Below are 14,180 nucleotides of genomic sequence, written 5' to 3'. Positions count from 1 at the left end.
GGCCGGCTGCACGCCCCTCATGTGAAATACGGCCGCCAGCGGATGTAGTCGACGATGTAGTCGCGGAAGCTCAGCGCGCTGGCATTCACCAGCACCCGTTCCGCCGGATCGTGCCAGCGCAGGCCGAAGTGCCGCGCCACCAGCGGGTTGACCGGGATCTGCGCGAAATGCTGGCCGTGATAGGCCTCCGTCAGCGCGCGGACCTCGCCATGGGCCCGCGCGGCGTCGATCTCCAGCAGCCCGGCCGAGACCTCCAGCATCTGCCGCAGGATCTCGCGCAGCAGCGGGCCGGCGATGTGCATGTAGTCGTGGAACAGGCGCTCCTCGCGGAAGCGGCCGGCGACGAAGGGCGCCAGGGCGATGTCGCTGTCCTTGTCCCGTGCCTCCGCGCGCGCCAGGTCGAAGCCAAGCCGCCGGTCGAGGCGCGGCAGCTCCGCGGCGCAGCGCTCCAGGTACAGGTCGAAGAGCGCATCGTCCGGCAGCGCCACCGCCTCGCCATCCACTGCCAGCATCATGGCGATGCGGTCGCCCAGGCGGTAGCGCTCGCCCTCCGGATAGTCGCCATCCTCCGGCCCGCCCTTGCGCGGGTCCAGCGCCTCGAAAGGCCAGAGCGCGGTGATGTTCTGCGGCGGGAAGCGCAGCACCGGCGTGCCTTCCGGCATGCGCGCGCGCAGCGCCGCGCGCTCCTCGACGAAGGCGTTGTCGAAGACCTGCTCCCACAGCACCGCCGGCGCATCGCGGAAATCGGGATAGCTGTCCCACCCGCATTCCGGCCGGTCGAAGACGTGGTAGCCGACATGGATCACGTCGCAGCCTTCGAGGCTGGGGATGCGTCCCAGCACCTCCGCCATCTCCTGCCCCTGGCAGTTCGCGCCGATCACCAGGCGCATGCGGGCCTCGCTCATCCTGCCCTCCCCTTCGCCCGCCTCAGCGCGCCCATGGCTGCCACCGGATGTAGCGGAGCATGTATTCCCGGAAGGTCCAGCGGTTGCCGAACCAGGCGAAGCGCGTGTCGCCGTCGCACCAGTCGAGGCCCAGGCGCCGCGCCACCTCGGGATGCAGCGGCGTCTGCCGCGTGCAGGACAGGCCGAGCCAGCCGCGGCTTGCCTGCCGGTATTCCTCCAGCGCCGCCTCGCGCACCGATGCCCCCAGCAGCGAGGTCCGGCGCAGCAGCGCCTCGGTCACGAGGTGGAAGGGCGCCCCGGTCGGATCGTGCGGCGTGTTGAACAGCGGCGCACGGCGCATCATCGCCCGCATCTCCGCCGCGACGCGGATCTCGCAGCCCGCCTCGGCCTGTTCCCAGGCAGCGAAGCCGGAGGCCGCCCAGTCGCCGGCGATGTCCAGCGCCTCGCAGGAGGCGGCGAGGTAGCGGCGGTACAGGTCGCCATCCTTCAGCCCCGGCGCCTCCGCCGCGAGGCCGGCGGCGATCCGGTCGTTATAGAGCGCGCCGCCGTAGCGCCCGCCGGGCCAGAGCGGCTCCGGCCGGTTGCGCGGATCGGACGCCAGCAGCGGCCAGTGCAGGTGCCCCTGCAAGGCGGGGAAGCGCAGCCCTTCGGCCAGCGAGCCCTGCGGGGCCGCCGCGCCGGAGGACGGCTGGGACCAGAGCGCCACCGGCCCCTCCTCCCCGGCCGCGGCCAGGGCGGCGGCGAGGTCCTTGCCCTCCCCGACATGGCGCGGCACCAGACGCCCCGAAAGGCTCCGCAGGCGGCCCAGGTTGCGGGCGAGCTGCCGCGCCTGGTGGTTGCCCATGATCAGCAGGGTGATGGCGGCGTGCGTGCCCTGCGCCGGGGCGACGGCGGCGGCCACGCCCGGCACCGGAAAGAGGCGCAGCGTCTGCCAGGCGAAGGCCAGCCGGCGCGTGTCGCCCGAAGGCGGCTGCCCGGGCCGCGAGGGCGGGCGGGAGGCGTCGGGCTGCTCGAAGACGAGGTCGTTGGCGACATCCGTCCGCAGCAGTTCCGGCGGCAGGTCCAGCGTGAAGCTGCCGGTGGCCTGCGCCACGATCTCCGGCAGGACCGTCCCGTTCAGGACCGGTCGCAGCCGTTGCACGCGGTGGCCGCTCTCATGGTTCAGTGCGGGAAAGCCCCGTGCCTCCAGCCGCAGCGGCACGCCCGGGCGCAGGGGGAGGAGTTCCGGGGAGAGTTCCAGGCGGCAGCGATCGTCCATGCTCCAGACGATCTCGGGCTCCTGATGCGACCAGCCTTCCCGGCGGAACAGATGGCTGTTCCCGTCCGCCCCGAAATAGATCAGCAGCATCTGCGCCGCCATGCACCAACCCCCGGTGAACCGTTAACAATATCTACCAGGGGTTGCGTTACCGCAAGAAATTGCACTGCAACAGAGTGCCATGACGGCTGGCACTCGTTTTTGTTTGGAAGGTGGCGTGAATCCCCGGCCCGCGGGCCGGTCCATGGCTGGCCGGCCAGGCAGAGGGGCCGCGACGGCGGATCAGGGCCGGCGGAAAGCCGGTGCGGCCCTCAGGCCTGCCCGGCAAGTTCGGTGCGGAACTCGTCCAGCAGGCGCAGCGAGCCATCGCGGCGCTCCACATGCCAGAAGAGCCAGCCGTTGCAGGTCGGCGCCTCCTGCACCTCGGCGCCGACCTTGTGGATCGAGCCGAGCGCCTTGCCGCAGCGGAGCGTGCCATCCGCCCCGACCTCGGCCCGCCAGCGGCGGTGCCGATCCACGAGGCGCGAGCCGGGCGGCACGAGGCCGCGTTCCACCAGCGTGCCGAAGGGAATGCGCGGCTGCTCCCGCCGGGCCGGGAGGCTGAGCGCCAGGCTTTCCGGCAGCGGCTCCACCGCCTCGATGCGTGCCCGGGCGGCCTCGGCATAGGCCTCGTCGCGCTCGATGCCGATGAAGCGCCGGCCGAGGCGCCGCGCCACCGCCGCCGTGGTTCCGCTGCCCATGAAGGGGTCGAGCACCACCTCACCCGGCGCGGTGCAGCTCAGGATCACCCGGTGCAGCAGCGCCTCCGGCTTCTGCGTCGGGTGCAACTTCTTGCCCTTTTCGTCGCGCAGGCGCTCGTTGCCCGTGCAGAGCGGGATCAGCCAGTCCGAGCGCATCTGCACGTCGTCGTTCAGCGCCTTCATGGCGGCGTAGTTGAACTTGTATCGGCTCTCCGGCCCGCGCGAGGCCCAGATCAGCGTCTCATGCGCGTTGGTGAAACGGCGGCCGCGGAAGTTCGGCATCGGGTTCGACTTGCGCCACACCACGTCGTTCAGGATCCAGTAGCCGAGATCCTGCAACGCCGTGCCGAGGCGGAAGACGTTGTGGTAGGCGCCGATCACCCAGATCGTGCCATCCTTGCGCAGCACGCGGCGGCATTCGGTCAGCCAGGCACGGGTGAAGGAGTCATAGGCCGGGAAGCCGTCGAACCGGTCCCAGGCATCGTCCACGCCGTCCACCAACCCGCCTTCAGGCCGCACGAGGTCGCCCTTGAGTTGCAGGTTGTACGGGGGGTCCGCGAAGATCGCATGCACCGAGGCCGGCGGCAGTTGACGCAGCATGTCGAGGCAGTCGCCGACCATGACCTGGTCGAGCGGAAGATCCAGCCCGGTGCCCACAGCAATCCCCCTCTGTCGAGTCGGCAAAGTGATGAAGCCGAGTCGCCTCGTCAAGCGAGGGGGACTCACGCGGGAACTCGCGTCAGCCGCGAAGTTCGCGCGGCGCCGTTGTCAACGGGATCAAAGGCCGAACAGAACCCCGGCGATGTCATGCCCCTCCGAATCGGTGGCGGTGCCGCGCCGCGGCATCTCCCGATTCGCGCGCCGGTACCAGTAGCCGGCATTGCCGAGGTCCCCCTCGATTCGGTGCAGCCAGGCATGGACCCAGGCGGCCTCGTGCCCCGGCTCGTCCTGCACCAGCGCATGCGCCGCCTCCCACTCCTCGCGCAGACCATGCCACACCGCCCGCAACGCCGGCGAAACCCCCTCGGGCATTGCATCCGCCGCCAGCATCTCCTCCGCCGTCATGCCTCCGCTCCTGCTGCCGCTGCGTGATCGACCGGGGCGAAGCCGCGGCGGTGCTGGGGGCAAGGGCCGAGACGTGCGAGGGCGGCGCGATGGGAGGGGGTGGGGTAGCCGGCGTGCCGGGCGAAGCCGTAGCCGGGGTGGCGGGCGTCGAGGCGGGCCATGGCGCGGTCGCGCAGCACCTTCGCCACGATCGAGGCGGCGGCGATGGAGAAGGAGAGGCCGTCCCCGCCGATCACGCAGCGGGTGGCGCAGGGCAGGCTGTGCGGCGCACGGGGCGCCATGTTGCCGTCGATCAGCGCGAGGTCGGGCACGGGGCCGAGGCGGCGCACGGCGCGCAGCATGGCGAGGTGCGTGGCACGCAGGATGTTCAGCGCGCCGATCTCCGGCGCCGTGGCGGCGCCCCAGCCTATCCGGGCGTGGCCGGCGCGCGCGGCCTCGCGCAGCGCGGCGAAGGCGGCCTCGCGCCGGGCGGCGTTGAGCTTCTTGCTGTCGTCGAGAAGGCGCGCGAGGGCGAGCGGCGGCTCGGCGGCGAAGATCACGGCGCCAGCCAGGACAGGGCCGGCCAGCGGGCCGCGCCCGGCCTCGTCCACGCCGGCGACGCGTCCGCCGGCGGCCAGTTCCAGGCTGTAGTCGGGCATCAGAACGAACGCGTCTCCCAGACATCGTGCGGGTGCAGCAGGTCCGGCGCGCCTTCCCGCAGGAAGCGCGCCGCCGCCGCGTCGCCCAGCAGGGTGGCACGCAGGAAGGCCGTGGCAAGCCCCGCAGTGCGGCCGTGATAGGTCGGGTCGCTCCAGCGCGCGCCGGCACCGGGCTCATCGGCGAAGGAGGCGTGCACCGCGCCGTTCAGCACCGCCAGCGCGCCGGGATTGCGCGCCGCCTCGAAAGGCTCGCGCCGCTGCGCCGCGCGCACGCCCTCGATCCAGCCGTCGTCGTTGCTGCCGGTGACATGCAGCATCGGCGCGACGAAGCCGGCATAGGCCAGGCGCGGCGGCAGGCCCTGGGCGGGGATGGGGGAAAGGGCGATTCCCGCTTTCAGGCGCGGATCGGGCAGGTTCAGCCCGCGATCGCCGCCCGGCAGGCGCTGGCCCAGCATGGCCTGCACCGTCCAGGCACCAAAGGAATGCCCGGTGATGGCGAGGCGCCCCGGGTCCGCCTGGGGCGGCAGATTGTCGAGGGCGAAGCGGACATCGTACAGCCGGTCCAGCGCCACGTTCACATCGAAGGCCGCTGCCGCCAGGGCCATGCGATCCCCGCCATGGCGCCAGAGGCTGTCGTCGCTGCCCGGATGCTGCAGGTGGATGGCCAGGAATCCCGCCCGCGCCAGTGCCCCGCCCAGATAGGCGAGGCCATGCCGCGAGCCGCCCAGCCCATGACTGAGCAGCACCGTGGGAAAGGGGCCCCGCCCCGCCGGGATGCGCAGCAGCACCGGGATCTCCCGGTCGCGCGCCGGGTCCCGCCAGTGGGCCTCGCTTTCCGCGGGCGAGGGCGGGGCGGCCTCGCCCGGCGCTGGCCGCAGCAGAGGCGCGGCCGCCAGCGCCCCGAGCAGCGCGCGCCGCCCGCCTGTCGTGAGACCTTCCCCCGTCATGGAAGCCCGGGGAGAGTGTCGTCGCTGTGCCATGCCGTGAGCACCGCCACGCGGCCTGCGCCGCGCTCCTGGAGGATGGGGATGGGCAGGGCGGGCGCCATGGTCCTGGCCGGCCCGTCCCGGATGATGCATCTGGGGACGGGTGGCGGGATCGTCCAGGATTTCCGGCGTGGGCCGACACGCAGCCTTAACACTCGAACAGCTATTCATATGTTGACTGTGTAACGGGGCCTCGCTATCGCCCCTCTCCCAGCAGGGAGGAGCCATGTCCCCCGCCATCCGCCTCGCCCTGGGCAGCATCCTGTTCGGCCTCGTGGTGCTGGGCCTGAAATTCGCCGCCTGGCGGGTCACGGGCAGCGTCGCGCTCTATTCCGACGCGCTGGAAAGCATCATCAACGTCGCCACGGCTGGGACGACGGCGTTGGCCCTCTGGGTCAGCCAGCGCCCCGCCGATGCCGGGCACCCCTATGGCCACGGCAAGGCGGAATACTTCTCCGCCGTGCTGGAGGGCGTGCTGATCGTGCTCGCCGCGCTTTCCATCCTGCGCGAGGCCTGGTTCGGCTTCCTGTCGCCCACACCTGTCGAGGCGCCGCTGCTCGGCCTGGCCATCAACGCCGCCGCCACGCTGCTGAACGGCGCCTGGGCGACGGTGCTGCTGCGCGCCGGGCGGGCGCGGCAATCCCCTGCCCTGCTGGCGGATGCGCGGCACCTCTTCACCGACGTCTTCACCTCTGGCGGCGTGCTGCTGGGCTTCGTCCTGGTGCCGTTGACCGGCTGGCCGCTGCTCGACCCCGCCCTGGCGGCGCTGGTGGCGCTGAACATCCTCTGGAGCGGCGCCGGGGTGGTGCGGAGCTCCGTCGGCGGCCTGATGGACGCGGCGCCGGACAAGGAGGTGATGCGGCGGCTGCGCGGGATCATCTCGCGAAACGCCGATGGGGCGCTGGAGGCCCACGATCTGCGCGCCCACCGCGTCGGGGGCCGGCTCTTCCTGGAATGCCACCTCGTCCTGCCGGGCGACATGCCGCTGCGCGAGGCTCATGCGGTCTGCAACCGCGTCGAGGAAGCCCTGGGGCGGGAAATGGGGGATATCGTGGCGACCATCCACCCGGAGCCGGAAGAGGAAGCACAGCGGCACGGCGTGCTGGTGCTGTGAAGCCTGGCCCCCGGAAGAAAGGCGCCGCCAGCGCGGAAACGTTGTCTTTCCTCTTTTCGGGAGCCCCGCCGATCCACCCGCTCTCAGGATCAGAAGGGAGTCCACGGAAGGCGGGGTCCGGGGACATACGCTGTCCCCGGCGGGGGGATCGGGGGAGACGGAGCCTCCGCCCGGGGGTGGGAGCAAGCGCAACGCAGGATCAGAAGCGCAGGCGCCCCGCCGCGCGCAGGCAGAGCAGCAGCGCGGAAACATGCATGGCCTGCGGCAGGATGCCCTCGTCGAGCCGCGCCAGCACGTCTTGCCAGGGATGCAGCTCCACGGTGATGTCCTCGCCCGGCTCCAGGCGCGGCTCGGCGATCTTCCGCACGTCCAGCGCCAGGAGGTTATGGCTGCGGTTGCGGTGCGAGGCCGGGTTGGGCGAGAGGCTGGAGACGAGGCGCAGCGAGCCGGCGGCGTAGCCGGTCTCCTCCAGCAGCTCGCGCGCCCCGGCGGGCACCGGATCGGTCTCGCCAGGGTCCATGCCGCCCGCAGGGAGCTCCAGGCAGAAATCCTGCGCCCCGTGCCGGTACTGGCGGATCAGCACCAGCTCGTCCGAGGGTGTCAGCGCCACGACATGCACCCAGTCGGGATATTCGAAGGTGTAGAAGGGATCGAGCAGGTTGCCGCGCGCATCCTCCACCGCCTCCGCATTCACATGGATCCAGCGGTCCTTGAGGACGGTGCGGGATCTCCGCACCGTCCAGGGCTTGCGCGTCATTCGGCGGCGATGCGCATGTCCTGCGCATAGGCTTCGAGTGGCGCGCAGGTGCAGGCGAGGTTGCGGTCGCCATAGACGTTGTCCACGCGCTTGACCGGCGGCCAGTACTTGTGCGCGGCGACCCAGGGCGCCGGATAGGCGGCCTGCTGGCGGGAATAGCCATGGGTCCATTCCGCCGCCGTCACCTCCTCGGCGGTGTGAGGCGCGTTCTTGAGCGGGTTGTCGGCCCGGTCGAGACGCCCTTCCGCCACCTCGGTGATCTCCGCGCGGATGGCGACCATCGCCTCCACGAAGCGATCGAGCTCCGCCTTCGGCTCGCTCTCGGTGGGCTCCACCATCAGCGTGCCGGTGACGGGCCAGGACATGGTCGGCGCGTGGAAGCCGAAATCCTGGAGGCGCTTGGCGATGTCCTCCACCGCGATCCCGGCCTCCGCCTGGAAGCCGCGGCAGTCGAGGATGCATTCATGCGCCACCATGCCCTGGCGGCCGCGATAGAGCACCGGATAGTGCCCCTCCAGACGCTTCGCGACATAGTTGGCCGAAAGGATCGCCACCTGCGTCGCCTTCCGCAGCCCCGCCGCCCCCATCATGCGGATATAGGCATAGGGGATCGGCAGGATCGAGGCGGAGCCGAAGGGCGCGGCCGCGACCGGGCCGAAGCCCGTCTCCGGCCCCGCCTCGGCCAGCAGCGGGTGGTTCGGCAGGTGCGGCGCGAGATGCGCCGCCACGCCGATCGGGCCGACGCCCGGCCCGCCGCCGCCATGCGGGATGCAGAAGGTCTTGTGCAGGTTCAGGTGGCAGACATCCGCGCCGATGCTGGCGGGCGAGGTCAGCCCGACCTGCGCGTTCATGTTGGCCCCGTCCATGTAGACCTGGCCGCCATGCCGGTGGATCAGCGCGCAGATCTCGCGGATGCCTTCCTCGAACACGCCATGCGTCGAGGGATAGGTGATCATCAGCGCGGCGAGATGCGCGGCGTGCTCCTCCGCCTTGGCGCGCAGGTCGTCGAGATCGACGTTGCCGTCGTTGTCGCAGCGCACGACCACGACGCGCATGCCCGCCATCGCCGCCGAGGCCGGGTTGGTGCCATGGGCCGAGGACGGGATCAGGCAGACATTGCGCTGCTGGTCACCGCGCGCATGGTGCCAGGCGCGGATGGCGAGGAGCCCGGCATACTCGCCCTGGCTGCCCGCATTCGGCTGCAGCGACACGGCGGCGAAGCCGGTGACGGTGCAGAGCCAGCTTTCCAGCCGCCGCACCAGCGTCAGGTAGCCCGGGACCTGCTCCGCCGGGGCGAAGGGATGCACGTTGCTGAAGCCCGGCAGCGTGATCGCCATCATCTCCGCCGTGGCGTTCAGCTTCATCGTGCAGGAACCGAGCGGGATCATGCTGCGGTTCAGCGCGACGTCGCGGTCCTCCAGCGACTTCAGGTAGCGCAGCATGCCGTGTTCGCTGCGATGCGCGGAGAAGACCTCGGCGGCGAGGATCGCGCTCTCGCGCTCCAGCGCGGCGGGGATGCCGCCGGCGGCCTCGATCGCCCCAAGTTCCGGCGCCGACACGCTGCCGGCCTCGGACAGCGCCCCGGCCAGCTTCGCGAGGTCGTCGCGCGAGACGGTCTCGTCGAGGCTGACGGCGACGCAGCCCGCATCGACGCGGCGCAGGTTGAAGCCGTGCGCCAGCGCCGCCTGCATCAGCGCATCCGCCTTCGCGCCCGCCTCGATGGCGATGGTGTCGAAGAAGCCCTCGTGCCGCAGCGCGAAGCCCGCCTTGCGCGCTGCGCCGGCCAGCAGCCGCGCCTGGAGATGCACGCGGTCGGCGATGCGGCGCAGCCCGTCCGCGCCATGCCAGCAGGCATAGAGCCCGGCCATCACCGCCAGCAGCACCTGCGCGGTGCAGATGTTGGAGGTCGCCTTCTCGCGCCGGATATGCTGCTCGCGCGTCTGGAGCGCGAGGCGCATGGCCGGGCGCCCGGCGGCATCCACCGAGACGCCGACGATGCGGCCCGGCATCAGCCGCTTCAGCCCGTCCTTCACCGCCATGAAGGCGGCATGTGGGCCGCCCCAGCCCATCGGCACGCCGAAGCGCTGCGAGGAGCCGATGACGATGTCGGCGCCCATCTCGCCCGGCGGCTTCAGCCGCACCAGGGCCAGCGGGTCCGCCGCGACGATGGCGGTGACGCCCGTGTCGTTGGCGAGCTTGATCTCCGCCTCCAGCTCCGCGCGCAGCTCGCCGGTCGTGCCGGGATAGGAGAAGATCGCGGCGAAGGGCCCCTCGCTGCGGATCGCCCCGGCCATCTCGCCGGGGGCGTACGGGCGGATCTCGATGCCCAGCGGCGCGCCGCGGGTGCGCAGCACGGCCAGTGTCTGCGGGTGCAGGTCGCGCGAGACCAGCATCACGCGCCGGTTGGTGGCGCGCGGCCCCTTCACGGCGGCCAGCGCCATGGCCATCGCCTCCGCCGCCGCCGTGCCTTCGTCGAGCAGCGAGGCATTGGCGACCGGCAGGCCGGTGAGGTCGGCGACCATGGTCTGGAAGTTGACCAGCGCCTCCAGCCGCCCCTGCGCGATCTCCGCCTGGTACGGCGTATAGGCCGTGTACCAGCCGGGATTCTCCAGCACGTTGCGCAGGATCACCGGCGGCACATGCGTGCCGTGATAGCCCATGCCGATCAGCGACTTCACCGCGCTGTTCTGCGCGGCCAGCTCGGCCAGCTCGGCCACCACCTCGGACTCGCCGATGGCGGGCGGCAGCGCATCGAGCGTGTCTCCCAGGATGGCGGCGGGCACGGTACGCGCGGTCATGGCGTCGAGGCTGTCCGCCCCGATCGCCTCCAGCATCGCCGCGATCTCCCCCTCCGAGGGGCCGAGATGACGGCGCACGAAACCGCCCTGATCCTCCAGGGCGGCAAGCTGCTCAAGGGTGCTCATCGCGGCATCAACCGGCGGCGGCCACGGCCTCGTAGGCCGCTTCGTCCAGCAGCCCGTCCACCTCCGCGGCATCCTTCGGCTTGATGCGGAAGAACCAGCCCTCGCCCATCGGGTCGCGGTTCACCAGGCCGGGATCGTCGCCCAGCGCCTCGTTGGCGCCGGTGATGGTGCCCGCCACCGGGGCATAGATGTCGGAGGCGGCCTTCACGCTCTCCACCACCGCGATGGATTCGCCGGCCTCGACCTCGCGCCCCATCTCGGGGAGATCGACGAAGACGATGTCGCCCAGGGCTTCCTGGGCGTGGCTGGTGATGCCGACCACGGCATCCTCGCCCTCGGGGCGGACCCATTCATGGCTGGCGGTGTAGCGGATCTGGGACATGGGGCGGGTTCCTGCAAATCGGTCTGGAGAGATCGGTCCGGGCAGATCGGTCCGGGCGCGCCCGCCACTTCCCGGGCGGGCACGGGGGAAAAAGCGATCAGGCGCGGCTGGCGCGCTTGTAACGGTGCGGCACGAAAGGCGTGGGCGCGACCTTGGCCGCCACGGCCTTGCCGCGCACCATCAGGTCCAGCGCCGTGCCATCCGTGGCGAGGTCAGGGCGGACATAGCCCATGGCGACGGGCGCCCCGAGCGTCGGGCCGAAGCCGCCGCTGGTCACCTCGCCCACCACCTCCGCGCCGGACTGGATCGGGGTATGGGCGCGGGCGGGCTGTCGCCCCTCGACAGCGAAGCCGACGCGCAGGCGCTTCGGGCCGTGGTCCAGTTCCTCCCGCACCCGCTCGGCGCCACGGAAGTTCCATTCGGTGCGGCGGCGCTTGCCGATGGTCCAGTTCAGCGCCGCCTCGACCGGGCTCGTGGTCTCGTCCAGGTCGTTGCCGTAGAGGCAGAGCCCGGCCTCCAGCCGCAGGCTGTCGCGCGCGCCCAGCCCGGCCGGTGCGGCGCCCGCCGTGACCAGCGCCCCGGCCAGCTTCGTGGCGTTCTCCGCCGGCACGCTGATCTCGTAGCCGTCCTCGCCCGTATAGCCGGAGCGGCTGACCAGCGCGGAGCCACCCGCCAGCGTCACCTCGGCCACGCCCATGAAGGGCAGCGCCGCCACCTCGGGCGCCAGGGTGGCGAGGATGCGCTCGGCCGCCGGCCCCTGCAGCGCCAGCAGCGCGCGGTCGGGCATCGGCGCCAGGGTGACGGAAGGCGGCAGGATGGCCGCGATCGCCGCCTCGTCCACCGCCTTGCGGGAAGCGTTCAGCACCAGGAACATCCGGTCGCCGAGATTGGTGAACATGAAGTCGTCGAGGATGCCGCCCGCCTCGGTCATCAGCACGCCGTAGCGCTGCCGCCCGGGCTTCAGCCCCTGCACGTCGGCGGGGGTCAGCGCCTCCAGCGCCGCCGCCGCGCCCTCGCCCCGCAGCTCCGCCTGCCCCATATGGGAGACGTCGAACAGCGCCGCACCCTCGCGGCAGGCCTTGTGCTCGGCGATGATGCCGGCGGGGTACTGCACCGGCATCATGTAGCCGGCGAAGGGCACCATGCGCGCGCCCTGGGCGCGGTGCCAGTCGGCCAGCGGGGTCTCAAGCATCGTCTCGGCGGCGTCAGCCACGCATCCTCCTTCGCCGCTCAGGGCGGCGGAACGGAACGTGGCCCCCCTCTGTCCATGGACCTGAGAGATTCGGCCGGGCATGGCGCCCGCGCCTTACTCCGTCGGTGCCGGAACGCCCGTTTCGGGGCGGGCCGGGCTTTCCAGAGGCCCCTTCCCCGCGCGGTCCATCGGGCCTGAGCGTTTCCGGGGGCCGGTTGCGCCTTCGGCGGAGGCCGGCCGGTTCGGCACCGGACGGCCTCGCTCTCCCGCGCGGGATCAGCGGGTACGGGCCGTTATGACATTGCGGCATGGGCGCTGGCAACGGCGGCGAGTGGGCGGGAGTCTCGACTTTCGCTCCGTCATAGGATTATATTCCCCTTCAGGAGGGCAGAGGCCTTGCGCAGAACCGTCATCACCGAAGACAGCTTGCGGCGCGCCATGCGGGACGACCGTTACTGGCAGGTACTGGCAGGTCCAGCACCCGGAACGCGGGGCCTATGCCGGCTGGGTCACCAAGGGCTGGCAGGCGCTGGCCACCTCCCCGCTGCGCACGGCGGCGGGGCAGAGCATGGTCTCCGTGCGTGCCTATGAACGGCAGCGCAACGGCAGGCCGGAACACGTCTCCGCCTATACCCGCAGCGGGCGGGCCGGACAGGGAAGCACCGCCGCCACGCCCCGCCCCGGCATCGTCCCGGTCCAGCTCGGACCCGTCCTGCTGGCGCCCAGGCCACCCGTTCCTCCGCCACGAGCGCGCATCGCGCCCCAGGGGGCCACGGAGACACCCGAAACAGGCAGCCTTCCGAAAGATCCCGGACCGCCAAGACAGAAGAAACCGGGGTTGAGCGGCAAGAAGGCGGCCAGCGATGTTGCGAGCTGGGCAAGGGGTATCCCACGCGGGCAAAACCAGACAGCCGAGGAATACGCCACGAAGTTGATGAACGACCAGTATGGCAAAGGGAATTGGGAACGAACACGAAAAGGGAGGCCAACCAATAGTGAATATAGCAGAATAAAAAATTATGGTGAGCGTGCATTCATTGAATGGATGCTTGGGATTGATACCGGAGGAAATATCATATGACCGGAAAAAGCGAAAACTTCTGGATCGTCGAGCATCACGAAATGGATGCGGACGGTGATGAAACGGAAACGGACGAGATCGAAATGTCGATGAAGCTCATAGGCATCTATTCGTCCGAAGAGAAAGCGAGACAGGCGATCGGACGCATGCGTCAGCTCCCCGGCTTTCGCGACTGGCCCGATGGCTTCCGCGTTTTCCATTACTGCGCGCCGTTGGATGACACCAGTTGGACGGAAGGCTTCGGCTTTGATCCCGATGATCCTGAGTGAATCGATCAGGGAATAGCACAGCCACCACACAGCGCGTGGCACCCGATATCGGACAAGGTAGGTGTCATGACGAAGATATGGCTGCTCTCTCACTACAAGCTCCAGGCCCACGAGGATGAGCGGATCAATCCGCGCAACCTTCTCTCCATGAAGAGCATCGGCATGTATTCCAGCCCACAGACGGCGGAGGAGGCCATTGCGCGACTGCTCGACCAGCCCGGCTTTCGCGACTGGCCCGGCGGTTTCCGCATTACCGAGGTGACGCTGGACCGGGACCTCTGGCCGGAGGGCTTCACCGAGGCCGGCTAACCCGCCGCGCCGCCGCCTCTTCCAGCATCGCCACCAGCGCCGCGTCGCCGCTGCCCTGGGCCAGGGTCAGGGCGGAACTCCCCTCCGGGTCTTCGCGCGCCGGATCGGCCCCGGCATCGAGCAGGATCTCCGCGATCTCCCGCTGCCCGAACATGGCGGCGAACATCAGCGGCGTGCGCCCCGCCCCGTTCGGCGCATCCGGCTCCGCCCCGGCGGCGAGGAGAACGCGGGCGATCTCCGCCTCCCCCTTGAAGGCCACGCCGGCCAGGGCGGTGCTGCCCTTGGCATCCGGCGCATCCACCGCCGCGCCCCGGGCGAGCAGCAGCGCGGTGGCGTCCTTCTGCCCGTTGTAGGAGGCCAGCACGATAGGCGGAAAGCCGCGCGCATCCGGCCGGTTGGGGTCCGCCCCGCCATCCAGGAAGGCGGCGAGCAGGTCCAGCCGTCCGTCGCGGACAGCGCCGTAGAACAGCGCCTCCAGCTCCTCGGGACCGAGGGTGGGCGGCGGGGGGATGGGGCGGTCGCTCATGCCCGCCCATCTTCCGGCAGGAGGCACCACCCCC

15 protein-coding genes and 2 riboswitches are annotated in these 14,180 nt (G+C 71.0%); of the genes, 4 read left to right on the top strand and 11 right to left on the bottom strand.

The window, feature by feature from the left end; genetic code table 11:
- Positions 1 to 17: 17 nt before the first annotated feature.
- From CTJ15_RS24465 to CTJ15_RS21550, 6 genes are all read right to left on the bottom strand, one after another.
- Positions 18 to 905: a WcbI family polysaccharide biosynthesis putative acetyltransferase gene (locus tag CTJ15_RS24465; RefSeq protein ID WP_019461934.1), complete on the bottom strand. Its 888-nt coding sequence runs from the start codon at positions 903 to 905 to the stop codon at positions 18 to 20.
- A 22-nt stretch (positions 906 to 927) separates the two neighbouring features.
- On the bottom strand, positions 928 to 2,265 hold the full coding sequence (locus CTJ15_RS21570) for a hypothetical protein (protein WP_099781989.1): 1,338 nt from the start codon (positions 2,263 to 2,265) through the stop codon (positions 928 to 930).
- Between the two features lie 209 nt (positions 2,266 to 2,474).
- Positions 2,475 to 3,560: a site-specific DNA-methyltransferase gene (locus CTJ15_RS21565; protein ID WP_019461936.1), complete on the bottom strand. Its 1,086-nt coding sequence runs from the start codon at positions 3,558 to 3,560 to the stop codon at positions 2,475 to 2,477.
- A 120-nt stretch (positions 3,561 to 3,680) separates the two neighbouring features.
- A complete protein-coding gene (locus CTJ15_RS21560; protein ID WP_099781988.1) occupies positions 3,681 to 3,968 on the bottom strand; it encodes a hypothetical protein in 288 nt (95 codons plus the stop codon).
- A complete protein-coding gene (locus CTJ15_RS21555; RefSeq protein ID WP_099781987.1) occupies positions 3,965 to 4,606 on the bottom strand; it encodes a ribonuclease HII in 642 nt (213 codons plus the stop codon). The genes CTJ15_RS21560 and CTJ15_RS21555 overlap by 4 nt, the downstream gene beginning before the upstream one ends.
- Positions 4,606 to 5,553, bottom strand: a complete 948-nt coding sequence (locus CTJ15_RS21550) for an acetylhydrolase (RefSeq protein ID WP_099781986.1) — start codon at positions 5,551 to 5,553, stop codon at positions 4,606 to 4,608. The genes CTJ15_RS21555 and CTJ15_RS21550 overlap by 1 nt, the downstream gene beginning before the upstream one ends.
- A 265-nt stretch (positions 5,554 to 5,818) precedes the next feature.
- Here CTJ15_RS21550 and CTJ15_RS21545 point away from each other — a divergent pair, with 265 nt between their 5' ends.
- Positions 5,819 to 6,706, top strand: a complete 888-nt coding sequence (locus CTJ15_RS21545) for a cation diffusion facilitator family transporter (RefSeq protein WP_099781985.1) — start codon at positions 5,819 to 5,821, stop codon at positions 6,704 to 6,706.
- A 199-nt stretch (positions 6,707 to 6,905) separates the two neighbouring features.
- On the opposite strand, the gene CTJ15_RS21540 is transcribed toward CTJ15_RS21545, so the two are convergent.
- The 4 genes from CTJ15_RS21540 to gcvT all read right to left on the bottom strand — a co-directional run bounded on the left by CTJ15_RS21540 (position 6,906) and on the right by gcvT (position 11,961).
- The gene (locus CTJ15_RS21540) at positions 6,906 to 7,463 is read right to left on the bottom strand and encodes an NUDIX hydrolase (RefSeq protein WP_099781984.1); all 558 of its coding nucleotides are present in this window, start codon (positions 7,461 to 7,463) and stop codon (positions 6,906 to 6,908) included.
- On the bottom strand, positions 7,460 to 10,387 hold the full coding sequence (gcvP, locus tag CTJ15_RS21535; protein ID WP_099781983.1) for an aminomethyl-transferring glycine dehydrogenase: 2,928 nt from the start codon (positions 10,385 to 10,387) through the stop codon (positions 7,460 to 7,462). Before gcvP ends, CTJ15_RS21540 begins: the two co-directional genes overlap by 4 nt.
- A gap of 7 nt (positions 10,388 to 10,394) precedes the next feature.
- Positions 10,395 to 10,769: a glycine cleavage system protein GcvH gene (gcvH, locus tag CTJ15_RS21530; protein ID WP_099781982.1), complete on the bottom strand. Its 375-nt coding sequence runs from the start codon at positions 10,767 to 10,769 to the stop codon at positions 10,395 to 10,397.
- A 97-nt stretch (positions 10,770 to 10,866) separates the two neighbouring features.
- Positions 10,867 to 11,961: a glycine cleavage system aminomethyltransferase GcvT gene (gene gcvT, locus CTJ15_RS21525; protein ID WP_099781981.1), complete on the bottom strand. Its 1,095-nt coding sequence runs from the start codon at positions 11,959 to 11,961 to the stop codon at positions 10,867 to 10,869.
- 66 nt (positions 11,962 to 12,027) lie between these two features.
- A riboswitch (glycine riboswitch) is annotated at positions 12,028 to 12,129 on the bottom strand.
- 3 nt (positions 12,130 to 12,132) lie between these two features.
- A riboswitch (glycine riboswitch) is annotated at positions 12,133 to 12,240 on the bottom strand.
- A 559-nt stretch (positions 12,241 to 12,799) separates the two neighbouring features.
- On the opposite strand from gcvT, the gene CTJ15_RS24030 reads away from it, so the two are divergent.
- The 3 genes from CTJ15_RS24030 to CTJ15_RS21515 all read left to right on the top strand — a co-directional run bounded on the left by CTJ15_RS24030 (position 12,800) and on the right by CTJ15_RS21515 (position 13,620).
- Positions 12,800 to 13,042 carry a hypothetical protein gene (locus CTJ15_RS24030; protein ID WP_126281934.1) on the top strand — a complete coding sequence of 81 codons (243 nt, stop codon included), beginning with the start codon at positions 12,800 to 12,802 and terminating at the stop codon, positions 13,040 to 13,042.
- The gene (locus CTJ15_RS21520; protein ID WP_019461331.1) at positions 13,039 to 13,311 is read left to right on the top strand and encodes a hypothetical protein; all 273 of its coding nucleotides are present in this window, start codon (positions 13,039 to 13,041) and stop codon (positions 13,309 to 13,311) included. Before CTJ15_RS24030 ends, CTJ15_RS21520 begins: the two co-directional genes overlap by 4 nt.
- Positions 13,312 to 13,377: 66 nt before the next feature.
- Positions 13,378 to 13,620, top strand: a complete 243-nt coding sequence (locus tag CTJ15_RS21515) for a hypothetical protein (RefSeq protein ID WP_075822751.1) — start codon at positions 13,378 to 13,380, stop codon at positions 13,618 to 13,620.
- Here the strand turns inward: CTJ15_RS21515 and CTJ15_RS21510 are convergent.
- Positions 13,604 to 14,146 carry an ankyrin repeat domain-containing protein gene (locus tag CTJ15_RS21510; RefSeq protein WP_019461329.1) on the bottom strand — a complete coding sequence of 181 codons (543 nt, stop codon included), beginning with the start codon at positions 14,144 to 14,146 and terminating at the stop codon, positions 13,604 to 13,606. The genes CTJ15_RS21515 and CTJ15_RS21510 overlap by 17 nt on opposite strands.
- Positions 14,147 to 14,180 lie beyond the last annotated feature (34 nt).

This window comes from Roseomonas sp. FDAARGOS_362 (assembly GCF_002754815.1).
Taxonomy (GTDB): Bacteria; Pseudomonadota; Alphaproteobacteria; order Acetobacterales; family Acetobacteraceae; genus Roseomonas; species Roseomonas mucosa.
The sequence above is the reverse complement of the archived record's forward strand: the minus strand, read 5'-3'. Positions and strand labels throughout refer to the sequence as shown.

Excerpts from the sequence above, each read along its gene's own strand:
- CTJ15_RS21510 (WP_019461329.1), bottom strand. The coding sequence starts at position 14,146 with ATGAGCGACCGCCCCATCCCCCCGCCGCCCACCCTCGGTCCCGAGGAG.
- CTJ15_RS21515 (WP_075822751.1), top strand. The coding sequence starts at position 13,378 with ATGACGAAGATATGGCTGCTCTCTCACTACAAGCTCCAGGCCCACGAG.
- gcvT (WP_099781981.1), bottom strand. The coding sequence starts at position 11,961 with ATGCTTGAGACCCCGCTGGCCGACTGGCACCGCGCCCAGGGCGCGCGC.
- CTJ15_RS24465 (WP_019461934.1), bottom strand. The coding sequence starts at position 905 with ATGAGCGAGGCCCGCATGCGCCTGGTGATCGGCGCGAACTGCCAGGGG.
- CTJ15_RS21555 (WP_099781987.1), bottom strand. The coding sequence starts at position 4,606 with ATGCCCGACTACAGCCTGGAACTGGCCGCCGGCGGACGCGTCGCCGGC.
- gcvH (WP_099781982.1), bottom strand. The coding sequence starts at position 10,769 with ATGTCCCAGATCCGCTACACCGCCAGCCATGAATGGGTCCGCCCCGAG.
- CTJ15_RS21550 (WP_099781986.1), bottom strand. The coding sequence starts at position 5,553 with ATGACGGGGGAAGGTCTCACGACAGGCGGGCGGCGCGCGCTGCTCGGG.
- CTJ15_RS21570 (WP_099781989.1), bottom strand. The coding sequence starts at position 2,265 with ATGGCGGCGCAGATGCTGCTGATCTATTTCGGGGCGGACGGGAACAGC.
- CTJ15_RS21560 (WP_099781988.1), bottom strand. The coding sequence starts at position 3,968 with ATGACGGCGGAGGAGATGCTGGCGGCGGATGCAATGCCCGAGGGGGTT.
- gcvP (WP_099781983.1), bottom strand. The coding sequence starts at position 10,387 with ATGAGCACCCTTGAGCAGCTTGCCGCCCTGGAGGATCAGGGCGGTTTC.
- CTJ15_RS21545 (WP_099781985.1), top strand. The coding sequence starts at position 5,819 with ATGTCCCCCGCCATCCGCCTCGCCCTGGGCAGCATCCTGTTCGGCCTC.
- CTJ15_RS21520 (WP_019461331.1), top strand. The coding sequence starts at position 13,039 with ATGACCGGAAAAAGCGAAAACTTCTGGATCGTCGAGCATCACGAAATG.
- CTJ15_RS21540 (WP_099781984.1), bottom strand. The coding sequence starts at position 7,463 with ATGACGCGCAAGCCCTGGACGGTGCGGAGATCCCGCACCGTCCTCAAG.